At 37.9% G+C, this 12,795-nt stretch carries 14 protein-coding genes; all 14 read left to right on the top strand.

Features of this window, described 5'->3' with window-relative positions; all coding sequences use genetic code 11:
- Window positions 1-2: 2 nt before the first annotated feature.
- The 14 genes from ACN0TT_RS10410 to ACN0TT_RS10475 are packed head-to-tail and all read left to right on the top strand — an operon-like array spanning window position 3 to window position 12,790.
- The gene (locus ACN0TT_RS10410) at window positions 3-920 is read left to right on the top strand and encodes an NAD-dependent epimerase/dehydratase family protein (protein ID WP_417762081.1); all 918 of its coding nucleotides are present in this window, start codon (window positions 3-5) and stop codon (window positions 918-920) included.
- Window positions 921-936: 16 nt separating this feature from the next.
- Complete coding sequence (locus ACN0TT_RS10415) at window positions 937-2,184, top strand: hypothetical protein (protein WP_417762082.1); 1,248 nt, start codon at window positions 937-939, stop codon at window positions 2,182-2,184.
- 22 nt (window positions 2,185-2,206) lie between these two features.
- A complete protein-coding gene (locus ACN0TT_RS10420) occupies window positions 2,207-3,064 on the top strand; it encodes a glycosyltransferase (protein WP_417762083.1) in 858 nt (285 codons plus the stop codon).
- Window position 3,065: 1 nt separating this feature from the next.
- Complete coding sequence (locus ACN0TT_RS10425; RefSeq protein ID WP_417762084.1) at window positions 3,066-3,692, top strand: acyltransferase; 627 nt, start codon at window positions 3,066-3,068, stop codon at window positions 3,690-3,692.
- The gene (locus ACN0TT_RS10430; RefSeq protein ID WP_417762085.1) at window positions 3,682-4,572 is read left to right on the top strand and encodes a glycosyltransferase family 2 protein; all 891 of its coding nucleotides are present in this window, start codon (window positions 3,682-3,684) and stop codon (window positions 4,570-4,572) included. The genes ACN0TT_RS10425 and ACN0TT_RS10430 overlap by 11 nt, the downstream gene beginning before the upstream one ends.
- Window positions 4,573-4,574: 2 nt before the next feature.
- The gene (locus ACN0TT_RS10435) at window positions 4,575-5,849 is read left to right on the top strand and encodes a hypothetical protein (protein WP_417762086.1); all 1,275 of its coding nucleotides are present in this window, start codon (window positions 4,575-4,577) and stop codon (window positions 5,847-5,849) included.
- Window positions 5,850-6,929 (top strand): dTDP-glucose 4,6-dehydratase, encoded by a 1,080-nt coding sequence (rfbB, locus tag ACN0TT_RS10440; RefSeq protein WP_417762087.1) that lies wholly within the window; start codon window positions 5,850-5,852, stop codon window positions 6,927-6,929.
- Window positions 6,926-7,789: a glucose-1-phosphate thymidylyltransferase RfbA gene (rfbA, locus tag ACN0TT_RS10445; protein ID WP_417762088.1), complete on the top strand. Its 864-nt coding sequence runs from the start codon at window positions 6,926-6,928 to the stop codon at window positions 7,787-7,789. Before rfbB ends, rfbA begins: the two co-directional genes overlap by 4 nt.
- Before the next feature lie 12 nt (window positions 7,790-7,801).
- Complete coding sequence (gene rfbC / locus ACN0TT_RS10450) at window positions 7,802-8,353, top strand: dTDP-4-dehydrorhamnose 3,5-epimerase (protein WP_417762089.1); 552 nt, start codon at window positions 7,802-7,804, stop codon at window positions 8,351-8,353.
- The gene (locus tag ACN0TT_RS10455) at window positions 8,353-9,174 is read left to right on the top strand and encodes an NAD-dependent epimerase/dehydratase family protein (RefSeq protein WP_417762090.1); all 822 of its coding nucleotides are present in this window, start codon (window positions 8,353-8,355) and stop codon (window positions 9,172-9,174) included. The genes rfbC and ACN0TT_RS10455 overlap by 1 nt, the downstream gene beginning before the upstream one ends.
- 16 nt (window positions 9,175-9,190) lie before the next feature.
- Window positions 9,191-10,216 (top strand): glycosyltransferase family 4 protein, encoded by a 1,026-nt coding sequence (locus tag ACN0TT_RS10460; RefSeq protein ID WP_417762091.1) that lies wholly within the window; start codon window positions 9,191-9,193, stop codon window positions 10,214-10,216.
- 16 nt (window positions 10,217-10,232) lie between these two features.
- Entirely contained in the window at window positions 10,233-11,354 is a 1,122-nt protein-coding gene (gmd, locus tag ACN0TT_RS10465; protein ID WP_417762092.1) for a GDP-mannose 4,6-dehydratase, read from the top strand.
- Window positions 11,355-12,317: a GDP-L-fucose synthase gene (gene fcl / locus ACN0TT_RS10470; protein ID WP_417762093.1), complete on the top strand. Its 963-nt coding sequence runs from the start codon at window positions 11,355-11,357 to the stop codon at window positions 12,315-12,317.
- Window positions 12,318-12,319: 2 nt separating this feature from the next.
- Window positions 12,320-12,790: a GDP-mannose mannosyl hydrolase gene (locus tag ACN0TT_RS10475; protein ID WP_417762094.1), complete on the top strand. Its 471-nt coding sequence runs from the start codon at window positions 12,320-12,322 to the stop codon at window positions 12,788-12,790.
- The last annotated feature ends 5 nt before the right edge of the window (window positions 12,791-12,795 follow it).

Consider the following 12,795-nt stretch of genomic DNA (forward strand, 5'->3'; position numbering starts at 1 on the left):
TTTTGAGAATCGCGATACTCGGTGCAACAAGTTCGATTGCGCAGGATCTAATTCGACATTGGTCATTTTCAAAAAAAAACTACGAACTGTTTTTATATGCTCGAGACTTGACCAAACTAAAAAACTTAACTTATGAATCCGATGGCAAAAGCCATATTTGTCCTCTTGATATTTTCCCTGAAGTAATTAAATACGATGTTATTTTGAATTTCATTGGTGCCGGTGATCCTAAGAAGATCGCCGATATATCAAGTTCAATACTAACAGTCACTAATCACTATGATGATATCGTTTTAAACTATCTGTCAAAAAACGAAAAATGTAAGTACATATACATGAGTAGCGGTGCTGTTTATGGAGATAATTTTATGTCTCCGGCATCTGCTGAAAAAGGCTCTAACTTTCACCTCAATCAATTGAGACAAAGTGATTTCTATGGGCTATCTAAGTTTATCGCTGAGGCTAAACACAGAGAACGTGCACACAACTCTATTGTTGATGTAAGAATATTTAATTATTTCAGTAGAAAACAAGATATAAGTAGCCGCTATCTTATTACCGATTTGATTCGAGCGGTAAAAAATGATGTCGTTTGTGAGGTTAATCCTCAGCCAATGATTCGAGATTATCTAAATCCGCTTGATTTTGCCGGCATCATAGATTGTATTATTAGCTACAAAAACATGAATGGGGCTGTGGATTGCTATTCAAATGCTCCAATTTCCAAAGATGAAATACTTAGCATGTTTGAGAGTAAATTTGGTCTGAAATGGAAGTATACCCACTCTGGAGATTATGTTAATGCTACTAACACCAAAGAATTCTACTATAGTACCTATAAAATACTTGAAGCTATGGGGTATAGTCCAAAATATACTTCGTCTCAGACAATATTAGATGAAGTGACTGTAATAATATAGTATTTTGGGTATATAAGTGCGTAATAGTAAAAAGTATATTTATCTTTTCTTTCTAAGAAGTTTTAGCGTGTTATTAATGCTTGGCTTTAACTTCTATTTAATAAAAAATCTAGCCGATGAAGCGATAGGCTTATTTTATTTGACAATGACCATGTCTTACATCGGTAATGCTTTTGTATTTGTTGGGTGTGATCTTTTTATTCAAAGGAAATTGGTCTACCTACAAGATGATTTTTCGATCCATCAAGAGTCATTCTTTAAATTTATTTTTGCAACATCGGTTATTGGTATACTGTTAATTACGTTATTTTCATCGCTGTTTTTTATTTCTATTCAACCCTCGAGTATAGATGTAGTTTTGGGGATCGCCTCATGTTGCTTTCTTTCTTTATCTGTTTATTATGGAAATTTAATAAAAAACTTGTTTCAGTTGGCAAATAAGCAGTATAAAGCGTCGTTTTTTCAAATATTTGACGCCTGTTTAAAGTTTTCTGTATTTATATATATATTTCATACGCTTCAGCCAGATGAAAAAAAGGTTCAAGTTTCTATACTAACTTACTCTGTTATTCTTGTAATAGTTTCTCTAAGTTTTATGCTTGCTGCCTTTAAAAATAATGTTGAGCATAAGTGGCGTATAGATACTATAGGACAAGTAACTTCGCGTATTCTGCCTATAGGATTTTCTGGTGTTTTGAATTGGGTACAATTGCAAGGATATAGACCATACTTGGCTGCAATACAGGCTCAGAAAGAGCTTGGCATCGTGTCATACATGACTAGTTTGGCGTCTACAGCAACAGCATCAGTACTTTCAGTTATCAATCAGATAGCCATCCCCAAAATTTATCAATCTAGTGGTGAATATATACATTTTCACCTTAAGGTTATTTTATTCGTAAGTCTAATTATTTCAGTATGCTCAATTCCTGCAGGATATTTGTTTTTTTTGATGGCTAATAAGTTGAGCTATACAGCTTATCTATATATTTTGCCTATCGGTGTGCTTCAGGAAGCCGTCAACGCAGTTATTGGAGCTTATACTCATGTTTTTAACGTAAGAGATAATAAACTGTCTGTATTTGTTGAGTGTAGCGGTTTAGGTTCAGCAGTAGTTATATTCAGCTTGCTATATGACTACATGTTTGGAAGTGATAAGGTTTTATTGGTGTGCTTGGCTATTTTGGTTAGCCAGTTAACGGTATGTGGTTATGTAATATACAAGGCTAGTAAAGGCTATAAATGCCATGTAACAAGGGTATAGGGTTTATAAGGTTAAAAAATAAATGGATTATTTTTCAGATAAAATTACTTTTGTCATATTTACATATAATGAAGAAAAAAGAATCGAGAGAGTAATTAAAAATTTATGTCAGTTTGGCCAGGTGTTAATAGCCGATAATAAGAGTACAGATCGAACAGTAGAAATAGCGGAAAAATACGGATGTAAAATTTATGTTAGGCCGGAGTCTTGTACGTATGTAGAATCTCAGCAAATGATGGATGCCTTGGCCTCTGTTATAGACACGCCTTGGCTATATTGGGGCTTTGCTGACGAAATGCTCGATTTGGCTACGCTAATAAAGATTAATGAGGTCATAGAATCTGGAGAATACGATGCTATTTCCATTGATCGGAAAAACTATTTTTGGGGTCAGTTTTGTTACGACGCTTATTCAGCAAGAACAAATAAAATTTTTAAAGTTGGCGCTTTGGATTTTTCTGATAACAAAATTCATGGGTTTGGTAAGTTGAGTTCTCCTGATTTGAAAATTTTCCAATTGCCTGATATCTATTTTGTCCACCATTTTATCTCTAACACTATTGAAAGCTATTTGAATACTATTAACCGCTATACAAATGTTGAAGCCGGTTACAATGTTAAGAGCAGAAATAGAATACTCTCAATTCTTAGGTCATTTACAGAAGGTTATGTCCGTCAATATTTCATAAATCGAGGGTATAGGGCTGGGACTGCCGGACTTGCGCTTGTGTCTATCCAGATTATGTATTCGATTGTTAAAACTCTAAAAACAGATGAAAGAAAACTTGAACTTACATCTGTCGAGATTGAAAAGTGTAATGATGTGCATAGAGATAGGATAATTTCCAATCTTTCATTCGAAGATAAAAAAAAGGCTTAATATGCATATTGTAGATTTGGTATATATGCCGATGTCTAACAAATTTAACCTAATAAAATTGTTTCTACATAGAATTAAGACGAAATTTTTTTACGGCATTCTTTTAAATAGAGTGGGCGCTAAGGCAGTGATCTATAACCCACTTTTACTGGTTAATGCTAATCGAATAAGTTTAGGTTCGAATGTATTAATTCGAGATTACGCTAGAATTGAAGTCGTTGGCGATGGTTTTATAGATGTCGGTAATAATGTTTCTATAGAACAGTTTTTTCACGCGACAGCAGGTGGTCGATTAATGATATCCGATAATGTGACAATTTCTTTTGGCGCTATGGTCACTGATATCGATCACGAATATCGCTTAATTGGAAAGCATATCTTAAGTCAGCCACACGTAATCTCTGAAACATTTATTGGTGAGAACTGTTTTATCGGTGCCAGCGCAAAGATACAAGCTGGGACAATTTTAGGTAAGCAATGTATTGTTGGTGCCAACTCTGTCGTTAGAGGGCACTTCCCTGATTATTGTGTCTTAGTAGGTACACCTGCCAAAATTGTTAAAAGGTATAATCCAGAAAGTGGAGAGTGGGAGAGGGTTAAACCTGATGGAAATTTCTATGAAAAATAATGGTAGTTTAGCATTAGTTACGGTGCTTTATAATAGTGATACTGTGCTTCCCGATTTTTTTGAGAGTTTAGCTCGCCAAACCTTCAAAAATTTCAAATTATTTGTGGTCGATAACTCAACATCTTCCAGTGCTAGAGATTTGTGCGATGTCGCTGCGCATAAGTATAACATCGATATCGATTATATTTTTAATGGGGAAAATGTCGGTGTTGCGAAAGGAAATAATATTGGAATATTGAAAGCAATATCGGAGAAGTTTGATAAAGTATTGTTGCTCAATAATGATATTACATTCCCAGAAAATACGTTTTTTGACATGTTAGCGCAAAGTGCGAACTATAACGAAAAAATTTTTGTGCCTAAAATTTATTTTCACGGTACGGACACATTGTGGATGGCCGGCGGAAGTATGTCTCTTTGGACAGCTAGAACTCCTCATCGTGGTGAGGGTGAAACAGATGTTGGACAATATGAGCAGTCCGATATAGTTAGTTATGCACCAACTTGTTTTATGTTGATTGATTCAGTCGTTTTTGATGCTGTTGGTATAATGGATGAGAAATATTTTGTTTATTATGACGATAGTGATTTCATATACCGGTGTGTTTCAAAAGGTTTTTTAGTCAGATATTTGCCTAAAATAACTGTTACTCACAAGGTTAGTGCGCTAACAGGTGGAAATGAATCTCCATTTTCAGTTTTTTACGCCAATCGTAATCGGTTGTATTTTATTAGGAAAAATCTGACTGGTCTAAAGCGATTGGTGGCTATACTTTATTTCTTTGCTACTAGAATGTTATGCTCATTTAAGCAAAGTTCAAAAATCAATGGCGTTGTTTTTAGAGCCATATTGGCGTCTAGAAATATGAGCAAAATGTAATTATGCTTGAACCAATCTATTACGCTAACGTTATTTTATCTTTTTTGCTTTTTTTTGCTAATTATGATTACGTAAGAAAGAAATGGCATCTTAAAATTATTAATCCGTTGTTGTTGCTTTTGGCTGTTTATTTACCAACCGTTTTTGCGCCTATCTATTTGGGCCCCTTGGTTCTAATAGAAAATGGTTTCTTAAATGATCATTATCAGTTTGCCGTGCTAGTTACCAACGTATCGTTAGTATTCTCACTGTTATCTTCTGTTTTTTTCTTTAGGTTTATACTAAAGATAAAGGGCGTTGAACTTTTTTTTCTTAGGGTGTATTCATACTCCCCGCGCAAATCTTCAATTCGTTGGGCAGAGTTTTTCTTTTTGTCTTTGTCATTGTTGCTGTTTGTAGCGATGGCCCAGTCAGGTTTTGGTCTATTAAATTGGCTAGTGTCACCGAGAACGGGTTACCAGTATCATCGTGATGGGGTTGGTTCACTTTTTGCACTCAGTTTAACTTTTTTATCGGTTGCCTATTGTTTAGCGTTTCTTGGGCGTAGAAGTATTGGCTCGTTTATTATTAAATCGCTATTATATTTAACAGTAGTTTATTTTTGGGGTTCAAAAGGATTTATTATTTCATTTGGGATGTTTTTCATCCTTTGTTTATATTTTGCCAAGTATCGGCACCTAAAAACGACGATTTTATTTTCGCTCCCAGCTATATTTGGTCTGGTTGTTTATAATTTGTATACCGCATTGGGCAGTGTCAGTTATATAGATGTTCTGTCATATTTTGACCATTATCGTAATAGTGGTATGTATTATGAGGCTTATCAAGACGGGCGAATAGGGTTGTTCTATGGAGAGATAATGATGTCCGATTTTTGGTCTCTCATACCTAGAGCTATATATCCGGATAAACCATATGTATATGGAATCTATATTATAAATGAGATTCTTTTCCCTGGCATGACGGAAATTGGTCAAACACCAGCATTTGGTGGGCCTGTGAAGTATTTTGCAGATTTCGGTTTTTTCTCAGTAATTATATTTGCCTTTTTTAATATATCATACTGGGTAAAACTTTATCTATTAAATTTCTATTTTAGAGGAAGTGAATTGGGTGTCGATTTTAGCCGGAATATTTTGTTCGTTTTGATTTTTTGCATATGTTTTGCACCGGCTTTTTTATCTTATATTCCTGGTTCACTCGGATTTTTATTGGTTTTGATTATATGGATTTTTTTGGGTTTTGTATCCAGGTTAAAAATTAGCGAGAATGTTTAAATGAAAATATTGGTCACTGGAGGAGCCGGGTTTATCGGCTCTGCGTTAGTACGGTTTCTTATTAATAACACCTCTTGCGATGTTGTTAACGTTGATAAGTTAACATATGCGGGAAATTTGGATTCGTTGTCCTCAGTTAGCGCTAGTTCTCGGTACTTTTTTGAAAAGGTTGATATATGTGACTCAATCGCGTTAAAAGCTGTTTTTGTAAAGCATGCTCCGGATGTCGTGATGCATTTGGCTGCAGAAAGTCATGTAGACCGTTCTATTGATGGTCCATCACAGTTTATCCAAACAAATATTGTAGGTACATATTGTCTGTTGGAGGTCGTTAGAGAGTACTGGCATGCGCTGCCACTTATCAGAAAGGGTGCTTTTCGTTTTCACCATATATCTACTGATGAAGTATATGGCGATTTGACCCATCCCGATGATTTTTCTGGCACGTTACCGCTTTTTACTGAGACAACGTCATATGCGCCTAGCAGTCCATATTCCGCCTCTAAAGCTTCAAGTGACCATCTAGTGCGGGCTTGGATGCGCACTTATGGGCTACCTGTGGTAGTGACAAATTGCTCAAACAATTATGGCCCTTATCATTTTCCCGAGAAATTGATACCGTTAGTCATTCTCAATGCACTTGAAGGCAAATCGCTGCCAGTTTATGGCAGTGGCGATCAAATTCGAGATTGGTTGTTTGTTGATGACCACGCAAAAGCACTATTTTGCGTAGTTACTAAAGGGACTGTTGGGGAAACTTATAATATAGGCGGTCATAATGAGAAGCGAAATATCGAAGTTGTTGAAAGTATCTGTAGTATCTTAGACGAAGTTAAGCCTAAGACTGAGGGCAGTTATAAGGATCAAATTGTATATGTCGCTGATCGGCCGGGGCATGACAGAAGATATGCTATTGACGCAACAAAAATAAGTCGAGAACTTGGTTGGACACCTGAAGAGACCTTTATGACCGGTCTTAGAAAAACAGTAGCATGGTATTTAGAAAATAAATCTTGGTGGCATCGGGTTAGAACTGGTGAGTATCAAGGTACACGTTTAGGGTTGGGTGAAAATTCATGAAAGGAATCGTGTTAGCCGGAGGATCCGGTACTCGGTTGTATCCGATTACGCTTGGTGTTTCAAAGCAGTTATTACCTATTTATGATAAGCCGATGATTTACTATCCGCTTTCAGTACTTATGCTTGCTGGTATCCGTGATATTCTGATTATTACGACGCCTGCCGATAAAGCGTCTTATGAACGACTGTTAGGTGATGGTAGCCAGTTTGGTGTGCAACTGCATTTTGTCGAGCAGCCGTCTCCTGATGGTCTCGCTCAAGCATTTGTGATCGGAGAAGAATTCATTGGCGATGATAGCGTCTGTCTGGTGCTAGGGGACAATATCTTTTTTGGTCAGGCTTTTGGTAAGCAGCTCAGAAGTGCTGCGTCCTTGGAAAGCGGAGCGAAGGTATTTGGCTATAGGGTAATGGACCCTGAGCGTTTTGGAGTCGTTGAGTTTGATGAGGATTTTAATGCGCTCTCATTAGAGGAAAAGCCCCTTAAACCTAAGTCTGATTGGGCTGTAACGGGACTCTACTTTTATGATAATCAAGTCGTTGATATAGCAAAAAAAATTAAGCCTTCCGCTAGAGGGGAACTCGAAATTACTTCGATAAACCAGCACTATTTAGCGAAGGGAGAATTAAAAGTCGAGCAGTTGGGACGAGGTTTTGCTTGGTTGGATACAGGAACTCATGATTCTCTTTTAGAAGCTTCTCAGTTTGTACAGACGGTTGAAAAGCGGCAGGGGTTTAAGATCGCGTGTCTTGAGGAAATTGCATTTTCTCAAAATTGGCTCTCAAAGGAGCAAGTTCAGGAAGTTGGTAGGTCGCTTGCTAAAACTGGATACGGACAATATTTGCTGAGCTTATTCAAGTGATTGAGGATGGAAATGAAAATCGATTTAACTGAAATAGAAGGCTTACTTATCATAGAACCAAAGGTTTTCGGTGATAATAGAGGTTTTTTTTATGAAATGTATCAGGCCGAACGTTACTCAGAGGCCGGATTGCCACCTTTCGTTCAGGACAATCGTTCTCGATCTACTTATGGTGTTTTAAGAGGACTGCATTTTCAAAAAACTAATCCTCAAGGAAAGCTTGTTAGCGTAACTAAAGGAGAGGTATTTGATGTTGCTGTCGATTTACGTCCAGGATCTGTGACATTTGGACAACACAAAAGCGTGATTTTAAGTGAAGACAACAAATTGCAGTTTTATATTCCGCAAGGCTTTGCTCATGGTTTCTGCGTGTTGAGTGATGTAGCAGATTTTCAGTATAAATGTACCGATTATTATGATCCTAGTGACGAAGGAGGATTACTCTGGAATGACCCTGAGCTGAACATAAATTGGCCTTTAACTGATGTGTCGCTTTCAGAAAAGGATCGAATGTTACCTACACTAGACAAAGTTAAGGAATCAATATTGAGGAGTTGGAGTTAATGTCTCAATTCACAGTTATTGGCGGGCGAGGATTTATCGGGACAGAGATTGTAACTCAACTCGAATCAGCTCTTCATTCTGTTTGGGTGCCAGAACGGGACGATTCTTCTGTATATTCTCGAAACTTAGGTACGGTTTTGTACTGCGCCGGAAATGGAGACTGTAAAAATGCTCCGTATTCGGTATTAGAATCTAATGTTACTTATCTTTCTCGCATCTTAAAGGATTGTAGTTTTGATCGGCTAGTTTATATTTCATCTACTCGAGTTTATATGAATAATTTGTCTTCATCAGAAGATGGTGATATATCAATATTTCTCGGTGATAATAGAAGACTGTTTAATATTACCAAGTTGTTAGGTGAAGAAATATGTTTGCTTAGTGGAAGGCCTGTAACAATTGTTAGACCAAGTAACGTATATGGTCTTGCACTCTCTAGTCCACTTTTTCTACCATCGATAACTCGTAATGCGATTAATAGCGGTAAAGTCGACATGTTCATAGCTCCTGACTATTCTAAAGATTATATTTCTGTTCAGGATGTAGCATATGCAGTTATTAAACTTTCGCAAAGCGGTAACTCTGTGGGGGAAATATACAACGTCGCTTCTGGTATGAATGTTAAAGCGAGCGAAATAGCAAATTTATTAGTACGCTATACAGGGTGTGAAGTAATATGGCATAGCACCGAAGTTTCAATAGAAAGGTTCCCTGTTACAGATATTGGGAAGTTGCAATTAGCTATAAATGACTTTAAACCAAGGAATGTTCTTGAAGATCTTGAAAGTATGATTGTCGATTTTAGAAAATCAATGAATTAAGGCTAGGGATTACGAATTGATAATTATTGATGGAATTATAGAAACCCTCCAGAGTAGTGGTGGAATTACCACTTATTTTTCCGAATTGATTAAGAATTTTGAAAATAGTAATGTTGAATATAAATATTTGAATTATGTAGGTAGTAAATCGAAACTTAAAGGGACTGTTAGTGATGACAATCTTAAGAGATTTTTAGAGCGATATAGAGACGTTCCTTTCGATTGTGATTCAACACCTCGGATTTTTCATTCAAGTTATTATCGGATTCCGCAACCAAAGTCTTCAAAAGTAGTAACGACCGTACATGACTTTACATATGAACGTTTTGTTGGCGGTTTACCTAAAAAGGTTCACACTTGGCAGAAATATCGAGCGATTAAGAATAGTGATATTGTGATATGCGTTTCTAATAGTACTGCAAAGGACTTAATGGAATATTGTCCTATAGATGAGTCTAAAATTAGAGTCATTTATAACGGGGTGTCTGACTCTTATTATAAAATTGATACATTGCATGATGCTGATAAAACTAATCAAAAAAACGTTCTCTTTGTAGGTTCTCGAGCAGCTTACAAGAATTTTGATTTAGCTGTGAAGACATTAGCTAATTTACCAGACTTAACACTGGATATAGTCGGCGGCGGCATACTGAGTTCAGCTGAGTTGGAATTTCTTAATAATAATCTTAGTGGTCGTTTTAATTATTTAGGTCGGCTGACAGATCAAGAGCTTAATTTGGCTTATAATAAGTGTTATGCACTTTTTTACCCTTCGAGTTATGAAGGATTTGGTATACCTATTATTGAGGCTATGCAATCGGGTTGTCCAGTAATATGTGTTAATTCTTCTTCTATACCAGAGGTGGCTGGTGATGCTGCTATTGTAGTTAATGGTCCTTCTGTTTCAGAATTTAAATTGGCTTTTGAGAAACTCCCATCTATTAGAACGAGTCTAATAGAAGCTGGGTTTAAACAAGCTGAAAAATTCTCTTGGAATAAATGCTTTCGGGAAACACTAGGTGTTTATCGAGAGCTGTTGTAATATCTACGGTGATATAATGAAAAAAGTAGCTTTAATAACTGGTGTAACTGGTCAAGATGGGTCTTATTTAGCGGAACTTTTGTTAGGTAAAGGGTATGAGGTTCATGGTATAAAAAGGCGCGCGTCATCTTTTAATACAGAACGTGTAGATCATATTTATCAAGATCGACATGAGGTAGATCCAAATTTCTTTTTACATTACGGAGATTTGACAGATACTTCAAACCTAGTTCGTTTAATCCAAGAGATTCGCCCGGACGAAGTTTACAATTTGGGTGCTATGTCTCATGTTGCAGTATCCTTTGAGTCTCCAGAGTACACTGCAGATGTCGATGCCATGGGGACCTTGCGTTTATTGGAAGCTATTCGTATTTGTGGATTAGCTAAAACAACCCGTTTTTATCAAGCATCGACGTCCGAATTGTACGGTTTGGTGCAAGAGATCCCGCAGAGAGAATCAACACCATTTTACCCTCGCTCTCCCTACGCTGTAGCTAAGTTATATGCTTATTGGATCACGGTTAACTATCGTGAATCGTATGGTATGTATGCTTGTAACGGCATTTTATTTAACCACGAGTCACCACGTCGAGGAGAAACTTTCGTTACACGTAAGATTACTCGTGCCTTAGCCAATATTTCCCAAGGGTTAGAGAGTTGTCTTTATTTGGGTAATATGGACTCGCTTCGTGATTGGGGGCACGCTAAGGATTATGTTCGCATGCAGTGGATGATGTTACAGCAAGATCAACCGGAAGATTTCGTTATCGCCACCGGCAAGCAAATCTCCGTTCGAGAATTTGTCCGTATTTCAGCTAGAGAGTTGGGTATTGAATTAGAATTTTGCGAAGATGGTGTTGATGAGTTTGCTCGTGTAGCGTCGATAACAGGCGATAAGGTATCAGGGCTAGCAGTTGGTGACATTATTGTTCGTGTCGATCCTCGTTATTTCCGTCCCGCAGAAGTAGAGACGTTACTAGGTGACCCATCGAAAGCTAAGTCTAAACTTGGTTGGATTCCTGAGATTACAGTTGAGCAGATGTGCTCTGAAATGGTTGCTTCAGATTTAGAAAAGGCTAAGCGATACGCGTTGTTGAAAGCGCACGGCCACGAGGTTGCATTGTCGCTGGAGGACTAAATGATAAAGCGTGTATTTGTTGCTGGCCATAACGGGATGGTTGGTTCTGCTATCGTAAGACAATTGGAGCAGCGTGAAGATGTTGAGTTGGTTTTACGAAGTAAACGTGAGCTTGATCTTTTAGATCAGGCAGCAGTGTTTGATTTTTTCATTAATGAAAAAATCGATGAGGTATATTTAGCAGCAGCTAAAGTTGGTGGAATTGTTGCTAACAATACTTATCCTGCTGAATTCATATACCAAAATCTAGTGATTGAAAGTAATCTCATTCATTCTGCGCATCTTGCTAATGTTAAGAAGCTACTGTTTCTTGGCTCTAGTTGCATATACCCTAAACACGCCGAGCAACCTATGACAGAACGGGCTTTGTTAACTGGAGTACTTGAGCCGACTAACGAACCTTATGCTATTGCGAAAATTGCTGGTATTAAACTTTGTGAGAGTTATAACCGTCAGTACGGCAGAGATTATCGTTCCGTTATGCCGACCAATTTGTATGGCATGAACGATAATTTCCATCCGCAAAATAGTCATGTTATTCCGGCACTGCTGCGTCGTTTCCATGAAGCAAAACTTGCCAATTCACCAGAAGTTGTGGCGTGGGGTACTGGTAAGCCCTTGCGCGAGTTTTTATACGTGGATGAGATGGCGGCTGCTAGTGTTCATGTGATGGAACTTGATGAGGCTACCTACCAGCAACACACTGAACCTATGCTGAGTCATATCAATGTGGGTACTGGTATCGACTGTACGATCCGTGAACTGGTGGAAACTGTTGCTAAGGTGATCGGCTACCAAGGGGCAATAGTGTTTGATAGCAGTAAGCCGGACGGTACACCCCGTAAGTTAATGGATGTCAGTCGTCTCAAGTCACTCGGTTGGCAAGCCTGTGTAACACTTGAAGAGGGGCTTACTAAAACATATAAGTGGTTTTTAGAGAATCAGGATAGCTTCAGGGGCTAATAGTGTTTCTTGAGCGTGATGTTTTTCGTCAGGTAGTTGCATCAACACCGCTAGTATCAGTTGATTTGATCGTTAAGGACTCTCATGGTCATGTTTTACTCGGCCAGCGATTAAATCGCCCAGCGCAAGGGTATTGGTTTGTCCCTGGTGGGCGTATTTATAAGAATGAATCGCTAGTGCAGGCATTTAAACGATTAACATTAGAAGAATTGGGACGAGAACTAGCGTATGCCAATGCGCGATTGCTCGGTGCTTTCGATCACTTTTATGAGGACAGCGTGTTCGGTGAATTCCCGTCGACGCACTACGTGGCGTTAGGCTTTGTAATTGAACCTGCTGAACTTGGACATCTGCCCAAGACACAACATGACGAATATGTGTGGGTGTCGGTTGAAGAGCTCATGCACCGAGCAGATGTCCATGCTAATACCAAACTATATTTTAAAACAGATAACGAGAAGCAGCAGCGTTAGACGCT

This window comes from Shewanella sp., from assembly GCF_048265805.1.
Lineage (GTDB): Bacteria > Pseudomonadota > Gammaproteobacteria > Enterobacterales > Shewanellaceae > Shewanella.